The sequence below is a fragment of the Streptomyces sp. NBC_00239 genome, assembly GCF_036194065.1.
GTDB lineage: Bacteria > Actinomycetota > Actinomycetes > Streptomycetales > Streptomycetaceae > Streptomyces.
In genome coordinates, this window is the sequence record NZ_CP108095.1 from 925,031 (window position 1) to 942,451 (window position 17,421).

Sequence of the window (17,421 nt, forward strand, 5' to 3'; positions counted from 1 at the left end):
CGCCGACGGACGGGTCGCCTCCCTGGTCCGCCCCGCCGGTTCGCGGGCGGACCCGGGAGGGGCGCCTCACGGGCGGCGATCCACCGTATGCGGCTCTCCGGGCGGGCCCGCGGGCGGCGCGGCCGGCGTGCGCCATGTCGCCATCTGCTCCTGGAACTTGGGGCATCGGACGATGTCGTGCTCGCCGCACTGGAGGGCGTGGGTCAGGAGCTGGTGGGCGTGTTCGAGGTCGACCATGCGCTGCTCGATCTCGGCGACCTTGCTCCGGATCATCGCCTGCCGGCGGGCCCGGTCCTGCTGGAACTCGCGGATCTCCGCCAAGGTCAGCCCGGCCTGCTGGCACTTGCGCAGCACCACGATCCGCTGGGCGGCCTCCTGCGGATAGCGCCGCTGACCGCTCTGCCGTTGCGGCGCCGGCAGCAGGCCGTGGCGTTCCCAGTAGCGGATGGCCGACGCGGGCACCCCCGTGATCTCGGCGAGCCGGCCGATCGTCATGAGCACGCGCCGCACACCTCCTCGCTCTCGTAGGGGCCGTCCGGGCCCGGTATTTGACTTGAACCCTAGTTCAAGTTGAACAGTGGCCGTACGAGGACAGCGGCGCATCAGCGGGCCGCTGGCAGCACAGTGCGGAGACCCCGAATGACAGACGTACGTGGAGTGGCGGAGCGGGCCGAACAGCTCGTGGCGGCAGCCGAGATGCTGTTCGCGGCGGGAGTGATGGCCCACTCCGGACACGCCAACCTGAGCGCCAGGCTCGACGGAGACCGCTTCCTGCTGACACCCGGTTTCGTGCGCGGGCTGCGGCCCGAGCAGCTGGCGACCGTCAGCCTCGACGGGCAGGTCCTCGACGGGGAACTGTCGTCCGTCAGCGCCGAGATCATCGCCATGCACAGCGCCGTCTACCGGGTCCGCCCGCAGGTGGGCGCGGTGATCCACACGCACTCGCCGTCGGCGACCGCGTTCGCCGTGGCGCACCGGCCGCTGCCGTGCCGGACCGAGCCGATGCTGCGCTTCGGGCAGGCCGAGGAGATCCCCGTGGTGCCGTGGGGGCCGCGCGGGTCGGACGTGTCGGTGCGCGGCACCGTCGACGTACTGGAACGGCGCCCGTCGACGGCTGCCGTCCTGCTCGCCAACCACGGACTGCTCGTGTTCGGGCCGGACTCGGCCGCCACCGCCCATCTGGTGGTCGCGATCGAGGAGAGCGCCGAGGCGGAGATCGCGGCCGCGGCGATCGGTGGCGCGGTGGACTTCCCGGACGGCGCCCTGGCCGCCGTACGCGCCTCGATCGCGCGGGTGGCGTCATGACGAACGACGCGCTCGCGCCGCGCACCGAGGCCGTACGGGACCGCTACCGCGCCACGCTCGGGGCCGTCCCCGGCGGTGTCGAGGAACGGCTGTGCCTGGCCCGGGAGTTCGGCCGGCTCCCCACCGAGGAAACGCTCGCGGCCCTGCGCCACATCGTCCTGACCGACAATCCGCTGGGTGCGCGGGTGCAGCAGCTCGTCCACTTCGGACAGCTCCTGTCCCTGGGACGGGACCATCCCGCGCGCCTGCACGCCCGGGGTGCGCTCCACGCCGGCGCGGCGGTCGCCGACCTCATCGGGGTCGCCGAAACCGCGCTGATCACCTCGGGCGTGCCGGCGTACGCGCTCGGTACGGAGATCGTCGCCGAGCTCCTGGCGGACGACGGCGGCCGGCCCTCCGACGGCGCGGTGGGCCGGGCCTGACGCTCCCGGGACGGCGCGGCGCACGGTCGGGTCAGGGTCGCGTGCGCGGCCCGGCCGCGGGCCCCGGGGTGCGGTCTCCTCGGCCGGTCACCACCAGGTCGCCGTCGGGGGTGCGCCGCGCGAGGGTGCCGGTGCGGAAGTAGCCGTCGGCGGTGAAGGAGCGCGCGTCGAGCTCGGGCTCCCGGTAGTAGCCGCGCACGGTGTAGGGGCCGCGGCCGAGGAGTTCGCCGGGCTCCCCGTCGGGCACGTCGTTCCCTTCGGCGTCGACGATCCGGATGTCGTCGTCGGGCGAGAGCGGACGGCCGTGCGTGGCGGGCACCGTCGCGTCGGGATCGCCGGGCCGGGTCAGCACGAGCGGCCCCTCGGCCGTGCCGAACACCTGCTGCACGCGGCAGCCCCCGGCGGCGGCGATCCGTCCGGCGGTCGCCCGGTCCGGGGGCGCGCCGCCGGCCTGCACGAGCCGCAGGCTGCTCAGGTCGGCCCGGGCCTCGGCAAGGGCGTCGAGCCACAGCCGGGCGACGGCGGGGGTCACCGAGGTGACCGTGACCCGCTCCCGTCCGATGGCCGCGAGGCATGCGGCCGGGTCCGAGGCTTCGGCCAGGACGACGGCGCCGCCGACGGAGAGCGCGCCGATGATGCCCGGGCAGCCGAAGGCGAGGTGGGACGCGGCGGGCAGCGCGGCGAGAAGGACGTCGTTCTCGGTGAGCGCCACCGACTCGGCGGCGGCCCGCGCCTGGTAGGCGTAGTCGTTGTGGGTGCGCGGAACGATCCGGGGCTCCGCGCCGTCGTCGCCGGAGAGCAGGAGCAACGCCACGTCGTCGGCGCTCAGCGTCAGCGCCCGCTCGGGCGGGGCGTCGATGGATCCCAGGGGGCTGTAGTGGCAGCCCGCCGGGTCGGTGGTGAGCCCGCCGCCGAACGGGGACGAGGTGCCCGGCGCCTCGTAGGTGAACACCCGCCGCAGGAAGGGGCCTTGGGCGGCGATGTCCGCTGCCATCGCCGTGTGGTCGAAGCCGTCGTGGGTCGAGGGGCCGACGTAGCCGACGGCCTGGGTGACCCGCACGAGGTGCGCCACGTCGGAGGCGCGCTGCGGGAGCGGACACAGTACGGGGACCACACCGATGCGCATGAGCGCGAACACGGTGATGACGAACTCGGGGACGTTCGGCAGCTGGACGAGGACCCGTTGCCCCGGCCGCAGGCCGCGCAGCCGGAATCCGGCGGCCGTGCGGTCCACCCGCCGGTTCAGGGCCGCGTACGTGATGCGGCTGCCACCGTGCACGAGCGCGGTCCGGGGTCCGTACGCCAGGGCCCAGCCGCGCAGCAGGTTGTCGAGCGTGTTGCCGCGCCAGTGCCCGGCGGCCCAGTAGCGGTCGACGAATTCCTCGGGCCAGGGCGTGCAGCCGTCGAGCATGGATGCCACTCGCTTCCGTCTGTTTCAGGAGCAACCTCCCGCCGTCATGACCTTGGAAGTCGAATCCGCCAACCCCGCCCCAGGCAATGCGCTTTCCCGACCAAGGACGCCGGCGGCCCTCGGCGAAAGCCCCAACAGGCGCCGCTGACCTGGGGGAACGCCCGTGCCCCCTCAGCAGCCGGGCGGCGGTGTCGGCAACGGCCGGTCCGCCGACAGGAGGTGTCGGCGAACCGGCCCCGGCGTCCGAGCCGTCGAACCGGCCGGGCTGCGGAAGGGTGCGGCTAGGCCGGGTGGCGCGGTTCGCGGCGCATCGACCAGAGCACCGGACCGCCCCCGGGCAGCTGGAACTCCTCGCGCACGGTGAAGCCGAAGTGCTCGTAGAACGGCAGGTTGGACGGCTTGGAGGACTCCAGGCAGGCGGGCAGGCCGGCCGCGTCGGCCTTGGCCAGCCCCGAGCGCAGCAGGGCGGCGCCGTGGCCCTGGCCCTGGGCGGCGGGGTCGGCGCCGACCAGCGCCAGGTACCAGTGGGGTTCCTGCGGCGCGTGCTGCGCGGCGGTCTCGACGGCGTCCTTGAAGAGCGGTGCCCGGTCCCCGAGGATGTCGAGGAGTTCCCGAATGGTCTCCGCGTCGGGCACGGCCTTGGCCTGCGCCTCCGGCGGCACCCAGAACGCGGCCGCCGACGCGGTGCGTTCGCACACCGCGTGGTGGACGTACTGCCGGGTGAAGATCGTCGTGAAGTAGCGACCCAGCCCCGCCTCGCGCGAGGCGTCGTCGGGGAAGAACCACCGCATCATCGGGTCGTCGTCAAAGGCGCGGGCCAGGGTGCGGCCGACCAGCCCCGCGTCGTCGATCGTTGCCGTTTTCGGGGTATTCGTTATCGACATACGGGTCATTCTGCACCCGCGTGTTCGTAGATGATCAAGGGGGGGCCGTTTCGCGCGCGAGGCCGTCGGGGCGCCCCGGCGGGGGGACTTGGGCCCGCGCGGCGCCCCGCCCCCGGAGGGCACGGCACCGCGCGGGCGCGCGTCACCAGCTCAGCGACTTCAGGGCCGCCGCGTCGTACGGCTTCAGCTCGTCGAACCGGCCGCCGAGGACCTTCGCCGCCCACTGCGGGTCCTGGAGCAGCGCGCGGCCCACCGCGACCATGTCGAACTCGTCGCGCTCCAGGCGGTCCAGGAGGTTGTCGATGTCGCCGAGCGCGGCACCCTCGCCCGCGAACGCGCGGATGAAGTCGCCGTCGAGGCCGACCGAGCCGACGGTGATGGTCGGCTTGCCGGTGAGCTTCTTGGTCCAGCCCGCGAGGTTCAGGTCCGAGCCCTCGAACTCCGGGAGCCAGTAGCGGCGGGTGGAGGCGTGGAACGCGTCGACGCCGGCCGCGGCGAGCGGGTCCAGGATCGCCGCCAGCTCCTCCGGGGTCCGGGCGAGCTTGGCGTCGTAGCCGTCCTGCTTCCACTGCGAGTAGCGGAAGATCACCGGGAACTCCGCCGAGACCCGCTCGCGGACCGCGGCCACGATCTCGGCCGCGAAGGTGGTACGGGCCACCGCGTCGCCGCCGTACGCGTCGGTGCGGCGGTTGGTCCGCTCCCACAGGAACTGGTCGATGAGGTAGCCGTGGGCGCCGTGCAGTTCGACGCCGTCGAAGCCGATGCGCTCGGCCGCGGCCGCGGCGTCCGCGAACGCGCCGATGACGTCGTCCAGGTCGCCGCGGGTCATGGCCTTGCCGGCGCCCTCGGTGCCGTCGACGCGGATGCCGGAGGGGCCGACCGCGGGGGCGTCGGCGTAGGGCGCCTCGCCCTGCTTGCGGACCATGCCGATGTGCCACAGCTGCGGGACGATCGTGCCGCCCGCCTCGTGGACCGCCGCGGCGACCTTCTCCCACCCGGCCAGCTGCTCCTCACCGTGGAAGCGGGGCACCCGGTCGCTCTGCCCGGCCGACTCGTGGCCGACGTACGTGCCCTCGGTGACGATCAGGCCCACGCCCGCGGCGGCCCGGCTGCCGTAGTACGACCGCACGTCCTCGCCCGGCACGCCGCCCGGGGAGAACATGCGCGTCATCGGCGCCATGGCGATGCGGTTGGGGACGGTCAGGCCGTTCAGCGCGATGGGCCGGGACAGGAGCTCGGCCGCGCGGGAGGTGGGGGACGTGGTGATGGTCATGCGGGTCCTCCTGGTCAGGCCGGGGCTCGGGCGTGGTCCTGCCCGTGGCCGAGGCCGGGGCGGCCGATGGGCACGGCCTGTTCCGACAGCGGGAAGTGCATACTACACACGATATGTATCATGCATATTGCCGGGCGGGGGAAGCGGAACGGCCGTCCCCTACGGCTCCGGGGCGCCCCGGAGCCGGGGATAATGGGCCGCCGGAGCGAGCAGGGAGGCGAGGCAGAGTGCTGGAAAGACTGGAACGGGAGCTGATGCTGCTCTCGCGGCACCAGGTGCTGGCCCGCCGGGAGCGCGAACCCGACCGCCTCGACCGGTCCGCCTACCTGCTGCTCAGCCGGATCGACAGCCAGGGCCCGATGTCCATCGGACAGCTGGCGGAGGCCTTCTGCCTCGACGCCTCGACCGTCAACCGGCAGACCGCCGCCCTGCTCCGCTGCGGCCTGGCCGAACGCGTCGCGGACCCGGACGGCGGCATGGCCCGCAAGCTGCGGATCACCGCCGAGGGCCGGCGCCGCCTCACCGACGACCGTGAGATCAACCGCTCGTGCCTGGCCCGCGTGGTGGCCGATTGGTCCCCGGACGAGATCCGCGCACTGGAGGACGTACTGGTGCGCCTCAACCGCAGCGCCGAAGCCCTGGAGGGCCGCCACTGGCCCCGCCCCGAGGACCCCGCCGCGCCCGTCTGCGCGACGACACCGCCCGGCTGCCCGACGGATTGACGGCGGGGACGGCGGGGAGCCCCGGCCGTCTCCTTACCGGGCCGGGCCGCGGCCTGCCCACCGCAGGTCGTCGGCCCCATCGTCAAGCGCTGATGCCGACCACCGGCCGCCGGGCCCTCACCGGTCGCCTTGGACGCGGGCGTGGAGGTGCTCGTCGTGCCATCCGTCCGCGTGCAGCAGAGCGCTGCGCATCGTCCCTTCCAGCGCGAATCCGGCCTTCGCGGCCACGCGGCAGGAGGCGGGATTGGCGACGGAGTGCGTGATCCGGAGCCTGTGCAGACCCAGTTCGTCCAAGGCCCACCGGCTCACCCGGACCGTCGCGTCCGTCACGGCTCCACACCCGCGTCCCGCCGGCAGCAGCCAGTACAGGAACTCGGCGCTGCCGCCCCGCAAGTCCATGTCCGCGAGCCCGATCAGGCCCACCGGACCGCCGCCGTCCGACCGGCAGATCGCCCAGATCGCCGCCTGCTCCGCTTCCCACCGCTGCCGCCAGCTCGCGATCTTCTCGCGCGCGCCCTCCAGCGACAGGGTTCCGGGCCGGTTCCACTGCCGGACCTCCGGATCGCGGCAGGACTCCACCAGCACCTCGGCGTCGCCGTACGCCCAGGGCCGCAGGTCGAATCCGCTCTCAAGACGGAAGACCGGCTGCTCGCTGCCGCTCATGCTGCCGGCGGGAACCACGGGAGGTATCGAAACGATCATCACCTCATCATGCCAAAGAGCCGACGCGGGCCGATCCGCTACGCGCGCGGCCGCGTCGAGACCGGCCGTTCGAAGAACGTCTCCAGGGCCACGGTCGCCTGAGTGCCGCTCACGCCTTCGATCTCGTACAACCTCCTCAGCACGTCCTGGAGTTGCTCGGTCGTCTCGGTCCTGACCTTCACCAGCACCGACGCGCTGCCCGCGATGATGTGCGCCTCCTGCAGCTCGGGAATCGCGGCGAACCGCTCACCGGAGTCGCCCATCCACGCGGACGAGTCGACCATCACGAAGGCCAGTACCCCGCCGCCGACCGCGGCCGGGTCCACATCGACCGTCGTTCGCCGGATCACGCCCGCGTCGCGGAGCTTGCGCACCCGCTCGTGGGCCGCGCCGGCGGAGAGCCCGACGGCCTTCCCCAGCGCCGCGTACGCCTGCGTGGCGTCCGCCTGCAGCAGGTCGAGCAGCTTCCGGTCCACATCATCCATGACGTCTCCTCCAGACGAATCCCACTCGGCACGCCAGACGGACGATACGACATCCTGCACCGTGCGCTCACAGCAGGATGACGTTCTGCGCCGGGCGGCCGAGCCGTAGGAGGGAGGCAGCTGCGGCCGGACTCCTCGACGCAGCCGACACACCGCGCACGGTGTCCGGCGCCGCGTCGCGGGCGGCGCGGGGCGCAGGTCGGGACCGAGGAGGCGCTCCGGATGTGACGAGCGCCGCCGACTGCCTCCGCACTCCGCCCCCAACCCCGAAGAGTCCATAGTCGGCCAGTGGCCGGATGTGTAGGTTTCCGATCGTCGGCCGTGACGGTGATCGCACGGCGGCGTCCACGAGGGGGAAGACGTACGTGAACGTATCGAGCCTGCTCAAGCGCTGGCGCGTCCGCGCGCTGGCCGTGACCACCACCCTGGCGCTCGCCGGCGGCACGGTGGCCCTGACCTCCACCGCCGCCCACGCGGCGCCCAGCTTCGGGCGCGCCTACGTGTGGGCCAACTCCCCGGCCCACACGCTCAACACGCCGTACACACCGTCCGCGTCCTACAGTCACAACTCCACCGGCGCGACCAACACGGTCGTACGCACCGGAACCGGCCAGTACACGGTCCGGATGCCCAACCTCGGCCGCGTCGGCGGGACCGTGCACGTGACCGCCTACGGCGCCACCACGCACACCTGCGGCGTCAACTACTGGACGCCCTCGGGCAGTCGGCTCGACGTACGCGTCAGCTGTTTCACCCGCACCGGCGTCCGCGTGAACACCGTCTTCACGGCGAGCTACGAGAACACCGCCGCACTCGGCGGCTCCCGGTTCGGGTACGTGTGGGCCAACCAGCCCACCAGCCCCTCGTACACCCCCGCGGCCTCCTACCAGTTCAACTCCTCCGGCGCGGCCAACACCATCACCCGCTCCGGCACCGGAAGTTACACGGTTCGGCTGCCCTCGATCGGCTCCGACGCCGGACACGTCCAGGTGACTGCCTACGGTGACATGGCGGCCCGCTGCAAGGTCGGGAACTGGTACGCCTCCGGTACCGCCCAGCTGATCAACGTCCGCTGCACCAACGCGGCGGGCGGCAACAAGGACCACCGGTTCACGCTCACGTACACGCGCGCGACCGGGCTGCTGCGCACCACGCCCGCCGCGTACGCGTGGGCCAACCAGCCGACCACCGCCGGCTACAACCCGGCCCCCTCGTACGCGTACAACTCCTCGGGGGTCGTGAACCGGATCGCCCGGGTCAGCCGGGGCGTCTACCGCTTCCACCCCGCCAACATGCCGCTCGGCCGGGGCAACGTGCAGGTGACGGCCTACGGCCACGACTCCACGTACTGCAAGGTGGACTTCTGGACGCCGAGCACGGGCGTGCAGATCCGCTGCTTCACCGTCACCGGTGCACCGACGGACACCTATTACGACGTGTCCTTCCAGCGCTGACCCCGGCCCGGACCCTCCGGCGCGCGCCGGCCCGCTTCGCCGAGCGGACCGGCGCGCGTCGCCGCGCGCCGGTCAGGTCAGAGCAGGTCCTGCCCGCCCGTCAGCCGGTCGGGGCCGGTGCGGGGGGCGCGTCGCCGCACAGGGCCTCGCGCCGGAACGTCAGCAGGGCGTCGTCGATGGGATGGCGCTGCGGCCGCCCCGAGGCGTCCGGCTTGTTCCACCGCTGGAGGTTGACCGCGACGGACAGCCGGCGTTCGCCGTCGGCCCGGGTCAGGGAGAGCGTTCCGGCTCCCCAGACCGTGCCGTCGTGGCCCCAGAAGGTTCCGCACCCCGGGATGACGACCTTGTGCAGGCCGAGGCCGTACTCGATCATCGAGCCGTCCAGGGCGCGGACGGGGACCGTGCGCTGCATCTCCGCCAGCGACGACTCGTTGACGATGCCGCCGGCGAGCAGCCTGTCGTAGAAGCGGTTGAGGTCCTCCATGGTCGACACGAGGGCGGCGCCCACGCCCGTCCAGGACATGTCGTAGACGCTGTAGTCGCGCGGCGGATCGATCAGGCCGTACAGCCCCTCGTACATCCGGGAGTGCGGGCCCTTGATGCGGGGACCGGTCGGGAATCCGGTGTGGCGCAGGCCGGCCCGCTCGATGACGTTGCGGGTGATGTAGTCCTCGGCGGTGGTACCGGTCACCCGCGCCAGGAGTTCGCCGAGGAGCAGGGTGTTGGTGTTGGAGTACACCCCGACGGGGGCGCCGGGCTCGGCGGCCGGAGGCGCCGCGAGGCCCAGTTCGATCAGCTCGACCGGGCTGAACCGCCGGTACCGGTTGTCGTCCAGGCTCCTGCCCGAGGCGTCCGGCCCGGAGGGCAGTCCCTGGAGGGACGGGAACGCGTACGGGATGTAGTCCGGGATGCCGCTGGTGTGGTTGAGCAGCATCCGGACCGTGATCTTCCGGCCGCGCTCGCCCGGCACCAGGTGCGGCAGGTGGTCGCCGATCGGCGCGTCGAGACGGATCCGCCCCTGTTCGACCTGCTGCATGACGGCGGCGGCGGTGAAGGTCTTGGTGATGCTGCCGACGCGGTGCCGCAGCCCGGGGCTGACGGGCCGGCCGGTCCCGAGGTCGGCGACCCCGGAGGCGCCGCGCCACGTCCGGCCGGCGTCGCGCACCTCCGCGTACACCCCGGGCACACCCGCGCGGTGCACGTCGTCCATGGCGGCCTTCAGCCCCGCGGGGTCGAGGGCGGAAGCGGCGGCGGGGACGGGAACAGGTGCGCTGGCGGGGCCGGAGACGGGGGCTGCTGCCACCGTGCCCGCGCCGACGCTCAGCGCGGCCGCGCTCGCGCACCACACCAGTCGGATCCTTCGTGTCTTCACGACGTGCGTCCTTTCGTCGGGGTTGGGTCGGGGCGACGGCAATCGCCGCCCCGTACTGCACCGTGCGCGGCTGCTGCCACGCCCGCCGCCTACTCGGCCAGCGCGCGGCGCAGGGCTTCGCCGAGTTCGGTCATCTGCCGCTGGGACACGTCGGCGGAGAGGATCGCCTGCGATCCGTGGAAGGTGCCGGCCCACTGGTGCAGTTCGACGGGTACGCCCGCCTGCAGCATGCGCAGCGCGTACGTGATGTCGACGTCGCGGTACGGGCAGAACTCGGCGGTGGCCAGGTAGGCGGGCGGCAGCCCCGCCAGGTCGGCGGCCCGCGCCGGGGCGGCGTACGGTGTCGCGGGCGCGGAGCCCAGCCAGTGCCGCCACGAGGCGAGCATGTGCGCGCGGCCCCCGCCGATCGTGTTGGCGAGCGGCGCCGTCGACCACGTCTGCGGCCGGTCGTCGAGTGCGGGCTGGTTGAGCAGTTGGAAGCGGATCGGCGGGCCCTGCTCGTCCCGGGCCCGCAGCGCCACGGCGGCCGCGATCGAGGCGCCGGAACTGTGGCCTCCGACCGCGATGCGCGCCGGGTCGACGCCGAGTTCGGCGGCGTGTGCGGCCGTCCAGGTCAGCGCCGCGTAGGCGTCGTCGAGGGCGGCCGGGAAGGGGTGTTCGGGGGCCACCCGGTAGCCCACCGACACCACGACCGCGCCGGAGGCGGCCGCGACCCGGGCGGCCCACGGGTGTTCGGTGTCCAGGTCGCCCATGACCCAGGAGCCGCCGTGCAGCCAGACGACGGCGCCCTGCGGCCGGTGCGGCCCGTGCGGCCGGTAGATCCGCACCGGGACGTCCGGGTTGCCGGCGCCGGGGCTGCCGAGGTCACCGGGCACGGTGCGGTCCGCTATCTCCATGCCGGAGGTGTCGGGCAGGGGCGCAGCGGCGGCCCGCGCGGCGTAGTTCTTGCGGTCGGTGGCGGGGTCGGCGAGCTCGATCCGCGGGACCAACGGGATGAATGCTTCCAGTTCGGGATCCATGCCGGTCATCCTCACAGTCGCCGTCGCCCGGAATCGTCCGCCGTCCGTCGGGCGTCGCGCCCCGATCGCGCGCCGTTCGGCGCACCGGCCGGCGCCTATCCTTGGCGCCATGGAGGCCCTGGCCGAACGGCTGTCGCACCTTGATTCGCACGTCGAAGGCGCGATACGCGTCGTCGCGTTCTACGACACGTTGATGCGCCGCCGGGTGGACCTGCCGGCGCTCGCCCGGTCCTCCGCGGGCCTCGCCGAGTGCGTGGCCGGGATCCGGCTGCACGGCACGGGCCAGGTGATCCGCGTCGCGCCCGACGGCAGGCAGGCGTCGGCCCCGCCGGCGCCCGCGTCCAGCACGGCGCCGATCACCCTCGACGAGGAGGAGATCGGCACGGTGTGGCTGGAGCGCGGCACCCCGCCGGGTCCGCTCGACGAGGTGCTCCTGGACCGGCTCGCCATCGCCGCGGCGGCCGTGGCGGAACGGTACGGCCCGGCCCGCACCACCATGGCCGACCCCGCCCTCGTCGAACTGGTCGTCAGCGCCGACGGCGACGAGGCGGCCAGAGCGCGGGCGTTGCGGCTCCTGGGCTTCGCCGCCGACCAGCCGGTCCGCGTCGCCGCGGTACGGTCACGGCTCCCGCTCGACCGGATCGGCGGCCTGGTCTGCGCGGGCCGGACGGTGAAGGCGGCGCCACTGGCCGACGTGGGCGTCATCCTGGCCACCACCATCGACGCGTCCCGCTTCCCGCCCGGCGTACGCGCGGGCATCGCCGCCGGCCCCGCCCCTCGACCTGCCGCCGGATCCGGCCCGGGTTCCGGCTCGGGCTCGGGCTCGGGCCCTGGGCCAGGCCCGGGGTCCGCCGGGAACCTGGCCCGGTCCTGGCAGGAGGCCCGCACCGCCCTGCGCTTCACCGGCCCCCGCGAAGCCGTCGTCCGTTACGAGGACTTGGGCGCGCTGGCCCTTCTCGCCGAGATACCGCAGGACGCCTCGCGCGCGAACGCGGACGTGGCCGCGGTCGCCCGGGTGGCCGCCAGTGCGGAGGACCTGGAGACGCTGGAGGTCTTCTGCGCCACCGGATCGCTCCGCCGGGCCGCCGACCTCCTCCACCTCCACCACAGCAGCGTCGCCCGCCGGCTCGAACAGATCACGAAGACCCTGGGCATCGAACTCACCACCCCCACGGGCCTGATGCGGGCCGGACTCGCCCTCGGCGCATGGCGCCTTCTCGACACCTGAACCGGCGCCCCGCTGTTTATGATCATGCGATGAACGCCGACTCCCCCGCGCGTCCCCCGGCCCCCGTCATTCCCATCGCCCCCGTCACCCTCGACGCCGCCGCGACGGCGACCGCTCCCGCCCTCCTGCTGCGCCCCTGGCACCCGGACGACGTCGCCGCACTGGTCGAGGCGTACCGGGATCCCGGCCTGCGCCGTTGGGCCGCCGCACCTATCGACGGCGAGGACGAGGGGCTGCGCTGGGTCCGGGCCCAGGAACAGGGCTGGGCCACGGGCGGACGGTTCTGCTTCGCCGTCCTGGAGGCGGCCGCCGACACGGCGCCGGCGCGGCTGGTGGGCAGCGTGGTGCTCAAGGAGGTCGCGCCCGGCAAGCCGTCCGCCGAGGTCGGCTACTGGACGTCGGCGGGTGCCCGCGGCCGGGGCGTGGCCCCCCGCGCCCTCGACGCCCTCGGCGCCTGGTCGTTCGACGCCTTCCGGTCCGGCGGCCTGGAACGCCTCGACCTCCTCCACCAGGTCGACAACCCGGCGTCCTGCCGCGTGGCGGAGAAGTGCGGGTACGGCTTCGAGCGGATTCTGCCGGCGCTGCCCCCCGCCTTCCCCCTCGACGGCCACCTGCACGTCCGGCGCGCAACCCCCTGAACCCGTACGGGAAACCCGGCCCGTCACCGGACGCCGACAACGGATCCTGTGGGGCGATTGCTGGGAGCGTCCCTCTTTCGGGAACGAAAAAAGGCAAGGGGAAAACTCACTCCTTGCCATGCTTAATTTATACCGCACTGGGGGGCTTGCGGCAAGGCCCCCGTGGTGACGCAGAATCATCGGCCTAGGCCGGAATGCGGGCCGGATCCGGCAGGAATCGGGGATCCGCGTGAACTGAATCGGGAGGACCGAGCCGGGCCGCGGCCCGGTCGGCCCCACCCCGGACCGGGTCGGCCCAGCACGACCCGGAACACGACAACCCTGCTGCACGCGATGGTCGCAATCGGCCGCCTCAGATCGGAGCCAAAGCCGTGAATCCCCTGACCACCAGCGCGTTCGACCTCCCCGAGCGCCTGGCCCCCAAGGCCGACCCGGCCCTGATCGCCGACGACGAGCAGCACTTCGCGGCCATCTCGGAGTGCCTCGCGCAGTCGATCGCCGAGGTGTCCGACCGTCTCGACGCCGAGCGCAGGGCGCCCGGCGGCATAGGACGGCAGGCGATGGACCGGGACATGGAGATCCACCGGCTGACGTCCCGGCTGCGCGCACTGCGCCGGTTCGGCCTGGACCTGTGCCTGGGCCACATGGTCGGCGCGGACAGCTCCGAGCGCGTGTACGTCGGACGGCTCGGCCTCACCGACAGCACGGGGCGCCGGCTGCTGCTGGACTGGCGCTCTCCCGCGGCCGAGCCGTTCTTCGGGGCGACGCACGCCAACCCGATGGGCCTGGCGAGCCGCCGCCGGTACCGCTGGACCGGCGGCCGGGTCGGCGACTACTGGGACGAGGTGTTCACCGCGGACGGTTTCGCCGGGCACGCCGCGCTCGACGACCAGTCCGCCTTCATCGCCAGCCTCGGCAGCAACCGGTCCAGCCGGATGCGTGACGTGCTCGGCACCATCCAGGCCGACCAGGACGCCATCATCCGCGCGGGGTCCCGTGGCGCTCTCGTCGTCGACGGCGGGCCGGGTACCGGCAAGACCGTCGTCGCCCTGCACCGCTCCGCCTACCTCCTCTACTCCGACCCTCGCCTCGGGCACCGCCGCGGCGGCGTCCTGTTCGTCGGTCCGCACGAGCCCTACCTGGGCTACGTGGCCGACGTCCTGCCCAGCCTCGGCGAGGAGGGCGTACAGACCTGCACCCTGCGCAACCTCGTCGCCGAGGGAGCCGCGGCGGCGGTCGAGGCCGACCCGGATATCGCCCGCCTGAAGTCGTCGGCGGAGCTGGTGAAGGCGGTCGAGACGGCCGTCAGGTTCTACGAGGAGCCGCCCGCGAAGGGGATGACGGTCACCACCCACTGGTCCGACATCCGGCTGACCGCCGACGACTGGGCCGCGGCCTTCGAGGCAGCGGAGCCCGGCACCCCGCACAACGACGCGCGCGACCAGGTCTGGGAGGAGCTGCTCACCATCCTGGTGGACAAGCACGACGGCGAAGCCCCCGAGGACCAGCTGCGCAAGTCGCTGCGGCAGGACCGGGAGCTGCTCTCGGCCTTCAACAGCGCGTGGCCGCTGCTCGAGGCGGCCGACCTCGTCGCGGACCTGTGGTCGGTGCCGGCGTTCCTGCGGATGTGCGCGCCCTGGCTCGACCGCGACGAGGTGGCACGGCTCCAGCGCCCGGACGCGCAGGCGTGGACGGTGTCCGACCTGCCGATCCTGGACGCGGCACGGCAGCGGCTCGGCGACCCGGAGGCGGCGCGTCGCGACCGCCGGCACCGGGCCGCCGTCGCCGCCGAGCGCGAGCGCATGTCCTCGGTCGTCGACGCCCTGCTGGAGGCCGACAGCGACGGTGAGGGCGCCGTGACGATGCTGCGCGGGCAGGACCTGCGGGACACCCTGGCCGCGGACGCCGGGCGTCCGGGCGTCGAACCGGACCTGCTCGCAGGCCCGTTCGCGCACGTCGTCGTGGACGAGGCGCAGGAACTGACGGACGCGGAATGGCAGATGCTGCTGCTGCGGTGCCCGTCGCGGAGCTTCACCATCGTCGGAGACCGCGCCCAGGCCAGGCACGGGTTCACGGAGTCGTGGCAGGAGCGGCTGGAGCGGGTCGGGCTGGACCGGATCAACCTGGCCTCGCTGACCGTCAACTACCGTACGCCGGAGGAGATCATGACGGAGGCGGAGCCGGTCATCCGGGCCGTGCTGCCGGACGCCAACGTGCCGACCTCCATCCGCAGCGGCAACGTCCCCGTCGTCCACGGTTCCACCGCGGAACGGGACGCGATCCTGGAAGCCTGGCTCGCGGCGCACGACGACGGGATCGCCTGCGTCATCGGCGATCCGTCCTTCCGGCCGACGCCCCGCGTCCGGTCGCTGACGCCGGAGCTGTCGAAGGGACTCGAATTCGACCTGGTCGTGCTGGTCGACCCGGAGTCGTTCGGCGAGGGCGTCGAAGGAGCCGTGGACCGCTACGTCGCGATGACCCGCGCGACCCGGCAGCTGGTCGTCCTCACCAGCTGCTGACCCTGCCGATCCGGCCCCGCCGGCGCGGCTGTTCTCGCCCCGCGCCGTCAGACGCCGCCCCGCCAGATGTTGTCGAAGGCCGCCTCGTCGATGGCACGCCGCTGCCGGACGGATCCCAGTTCCACCACGGCCTCGTTGACGGCGGCCAGTACGGTCGCCACGGCGTCGTCGGCCACGTCCGGGGATTCGCCGGTCCGGTCGCCGCGGACGCCGACGGCTTCGGCGAGGGCGGCGAGCACAGGTTCGTCCGACGTCAGGCGGGCCGCGGCCCGGCGGCGGGCGGGCGAGTCGGCCGGCTCGAGCTGACCGGCCTTGAAGGAGAGTCCGCGCCGGCGCTGCCGTACGAGCTGCCCGTCGGCCTCCAGCGCGGCCTGGTAGGCGGCGGACAGGCCGCGGCCGCGACGCCAGAGCCAGTCGGACACCGACTCGTGGGGCGCCTGCGGGACGAGGGCGGCGGCCGCCTCGGCCAGCAGGCGGTCCGCCGGGGCGGGCTTGGGGCCCGGCACGATCAGGTCGCCGTCGAGCCCGACGGCCCCGGCGGCGAGGAGGTCGATCACCTCGGCGCCCGCGAGCGCGAGCGACAGGTCACCGTGCTCGACGTGTTCGACGGGGTGACCGGTCTCCGTGTCCATGGCGACGATCAGCAGGTCCTGTGGTGTGGTCATGCAGGGCTCCCCGTCCGGTACTTCCGCAGCATCGCGTCCCCGAGCGCCGCGTATCGCGCGCCCGTACCCGAGCATACGAACGGCGGGCGCGCGTGGTTCCCCGAGACGTGCCGAACGTGCGGGCCCTCGGGCGAGGTGCTCCGGGGCCGCCGACCCCCGCGCGCACGTACGCGGGCGACTCCTCCGCCCGCGTACCCTCGAACCGTGCCCGCCTCACCCCTCCACCACGTCGCCGTCCTCGTGCTCGAAGGCGCGAAACCCCTCGACGTCGGCATTCCCGCGCAGGTGTTCACGACCCGGGCGAGCATGCCGTACGAGGTGCGGGTGTGCGGGGCGGCTCCCGGGCTCGTGGCGGGCGGCGACGGCCTGTCGTACTACGTCGAGCACGGCCTGGACGCGCTGGAGTGGGCCGACATCGTCTTCGTCCCGGGCTACCGGTTCCCGGACCGCGAGGACCCGCCGCAGGCCGTCGTCGACGCGCTGATCGCCGCCCACCGGCGGGGCGCGCGGCTCGCCGCCATCTCGACCGGCGCCTTCGCGCTCGCCGCCACCGGCCTGCTCGACGGCAGGCGCGCGACGACGCACTGGCACTACGCCCGGGCGCTGGCGGCGAAATGGCCGCTCGTCCGGGTCGACGAGAACGTCCTGTTCGTCGACGAGGGCAGCGTGCTGACCTCGGCCGGGGCCGCCTCGGGCATCGACCTGTGCCTGCACATCCTGCGCGGCGACCTCGGGGTGGCCGCCTCGAACCACACCGCCCGGCGCCTGGTCGCGGCCCCGTACCGCAGTGGCGGCCAGGCCCAGTACGTGCCGCGCAGCGTGCCCGAGCCGCTCGGCGAGCGGTTCGCCGCCACCCGCGAATGGGCGCTGCGCCGGCTCGGCGAGCCCCTGACCCTGGAGGTGCTCGCCCGGCACGCGGCGGTGTCGGCGCGCACCTTCTCGCGGCGTTTCGCCGAGGACACCGGCTACACGCCGATGCAGTGGGTGATGCGGGCCCGCATCGACGTGGCCCGTGAGCTGCTGGAACGTTCCGAGCGGAGCGTCGAGCAGATCGCCGCCGATGTCGGGCTGGGCACCGGTGCGAACCTGCGGATGCACTTCCAGCGGATCCTCGGCACCACGCCGAGCGAGTACCGGCGCACGTTCACGCAGGGGGAATAGCCGCCCGCTCCTCGTGTCTCCTCCTGCTCCTCATGCCTCCTCATGCCTCCTCCTCGGCCGCCCCGCGCCGGCCCGGGCCGGAGGTGATCACGAGGTTTGGCGCGATCCTTGCGGACCGTGGCAATCTCGCCGCTGTCACGGGCGGGCGCGGCAGGCGAATC

At 73.7% G+C, this 17,421-nt stretch carries 17 protein-coding genes; 8 read left to right on the top strand and 9 right to left on the bottom strand.

Annotated features, from left to right (window positions below):
* Positions 1-66: 66 nt before the first annotated feature.
* Entirely contained in the window at positions 67-495 is a 429-nt protein-coding gene (locus tag OG764_RS04210) for a MerR family transcriptional regulator (protein ID WP_328972870.1), read from the bottom strand.
* 144 nt (positions 496-639) lie between these two features.
* Between OG764_RS04210 and OG764_RS04215 the strand changes: the two genes are divergently transcribed.
* Positions 640-1,305, top strand: a complete 666-nt coding sequence (locus OG764_RS04215; RefSeq protein ID WP_328967015.1) for a class II aldolase/adducin family protein — start codon at positions 640-642, stop codon at positions 1,303-1,305.
* On the top strand, positions 1,302-1,727 hold the full coding sequence (locus tag OG764_RS04220; protein WP_328967016.1) for a carboxymuconolactone decarboxylase family protein: 426 nt from the start codon (positions 1,302-1,304) through the stop codon (positions 1,725-1,727). The genes OG764_RS04215 and OG764_RS04220 overlap by 4 nt, the downstream gene beginning before the upstream one ends.
* A 31-nt stretch (positions 1,728-1,758) precedes the next feature.
* On the opposite strand, the gene OG764_RS04225 is transcribed toward OG764_RS04220, so the two are convergent.
* From OG764_RS04225 to OG764_RS04235, 3 genes are all read right to left on the bottom strand, one after another.
* Positions 1,759-3,138: an AMP-binding protein gene (locus OG764_RS04225; protein WP_328972871.1), complete on the bottom strand. Its 1,380-nt coding sequence runs from the start codon at positions 3,136-3,138 to the stop codon at positions 1,759-1,761.
* A 281-nt stretch (positions 3,139-3,419) separates the two neighbouring features.
* Positions 3,420-4,031, bottom strand: coding sequence for a GNAT family N-acetyltransferase (locus tag OG764_RS04230; RefSeq protein WP_328967017.1), 612 nt, complete (start codon positions 4,029-4,031; stop codon positions 3,420-3,422).
* A 133-nt stretch (positions 4,032-4,164) separates the two neighbouring features.
* Positions 4,165-5,295 (bottom strand): NADH:flavin oxidoreductase, encoded by a 1,131-nt coding sequence (locus tag OG764_RS04235; protein ID WP_328967018.1) that lies wholly within the window; start codon positions 5,293-5,295, stop codon positions 4,165-4,167.
* A 254-nt stretch (positions 5,296-5,549) separates the two neighbouring features.
* Between OG764_RS04235 and OG764_RS04240 the strand changes: the two genes are divergently transcribed.
* Positions 5,550-6,017 carry a MarR family winged helix-turn-helix transcriptional regulator gene (locus OG764_RS04240; protein WP_328972872.1) on the top strand — a complete coding sequence of 156 codons (468 nt, stop codon included), beginning with the start codon at positions 5,550-5,552 and terminating at the stop codon, positions 6,015-6,017.
* Between the two features lie 117 nt (positions 6,018-6,134).
* Here OG764_RS04240 and OG764_RS04245 read toward each other — a convergent pair whose 3' ends face one another.
* The gene (locus tag OG764_RS04245; protein WP_328967019.1) at positions 6,135-6,719 is read right to left on the bottom strand and encodes a GNAT family N-acetyltransferase; all 585 of its coding nucleotides are present in this window, start codon (positions 6,717-6,719) and stop codon (positions 6,135-6,137) included.
* 38 nt (positions 6,720-6,757) lie between these two features.
* The gene (locus tag OG764_RS04250) at positions 6,758-7,204 is read right to left on the bottom strand and encodes an Lrp/AsnC family transcriptional regulator (protein WP_328967020.1); all 447 of its coding nucleotides are present in this window, start codon (positions 7,202-7,204) and stop codon (positions 6,758-6,760) included.
* A gap of 365 nt (positions 7,205-7,569) precedes the next feature.
* Here OG764_RS04250 and OG764_RS04255 point away from each other — a divergent pair, with 365 nt between their 5' ends.
* On the top strand, positions 7,570-8,658 hold the full coding sequence (locus OG764_RS04255) for a hypothetical protein (RefSeq protein WP_328967021.1): 1,089 nt from the start codon (positions 7,570-7,572) through the stop codon (positions 8,656-8,658).
* Between the two features lie 100 nt (positions 8,659-8,758).
* Here the strand turns inward: OG764_RS04255 and OG764_RS04260 are convergent, their stop codons facing one another.
* Both OG764_RS04260 and OG764_RS04265 read right to left on the bottom strand, forming a co-directional pair.
* Positions 8,759-9,868 carry a serine hydrolase domain-containing protein gene (locus OG764_RS04260; RefSeq protein WP_328972873.1) on the bottom strand — a complete coding sequence of 370 codons (1,110 nt, stop codon included), beginning with the start codon at positions 9,866-9,868 and terminating at the stop codon, positions 8,759-8,761.
* A 251-nt stretch (positions 9,869-10,119) separates the two neighbouring features.
* Positions 10,120-11,049, bottom strand: coding sequence for an alpha/beta hydrolase (locus OG764_RS04265; RefSeq protein ID WP_328967022.1), 930 nt, complete (start codon positions 11,047-11,049; stop codon positions 10,120-10,122).
* Positions 11,050-11,158: 109 nt separating this feature from the next.
* Between OG764_RS04265 and OG764_RS04270 the strand changes: the two genes are divergently transcribed.
* From OG764_RS04270 to helR, 3 genes are all read left to right on the top strand, one after another.
* On the top strand, positions 11,159-12,277 hold the full coding sequence (locus OG764_RS04270) for a helix-turn-helix domain-containing protein (RefSeq protein WP_328967023.1): 1,119 nt from the start codon (positions 11,159-11,161) through the stop codon (positions 12,275-12,277).
* Between the two features lie 29 nt (positions 12,278-12,306).
* Complete coding sequence (locus tag OG764_RS04275) at positions 12,307-12,915, top strand: GNAT family N-acetyltransferase (RefSeq protein WP_328967024.1); 609 nt, start codon at positions 12,307-12,309, stop codon at positions 12,913-12,915.
* A gap of 371 nt (positions 12,916-13,286) precedes the next feature.
* A complete protein-coding gene (helR, locus tag OG764_RS04280; RefSeq protein WP_328967025.1) occupies positions 13,287-15,434 on the top strand; it encodes an RNA polymerase recycling motor ATPase HelR in 2,148 nt (715 codons plus the stop codon).
* A gap of 47 nt (positions 15,435-15,481) precedes the next feature.
* Here helR and OG764_RS04285 read toward each other — a convergent pair whose 3' ends face one another.
* Complete coding sequence (locus OG764_RS04285; RefSeq protein ID WP_328967026.1) at positions 15,482-16,099, bottom strand: GOLPH3/VPS74 family protein; 618 nt, start codon at positions 16,097-16,099, stop codon at positions 15,482-15,484.
* A 204-nt stretch (positions 16,100-16,303) separates the two neighbouring features.
* Here OG764_RS04285 and OG764_RS04290 point away from each other — a divergent pair, with 204 nt between their 5' ends.
* Positions 16,304-17,260 (top strand): GlxA family transcriptional regulator, encoded by a 957-nt coding sequence (locus OG764_RS04290; protein ID WP_328967027.1) that lies wholly within the window; start codon positions 16,304-16,306, stop codon positions 17,258-17,260.
* Positions 17,261-17,421 lie beyond the last annotated feature (161 nt).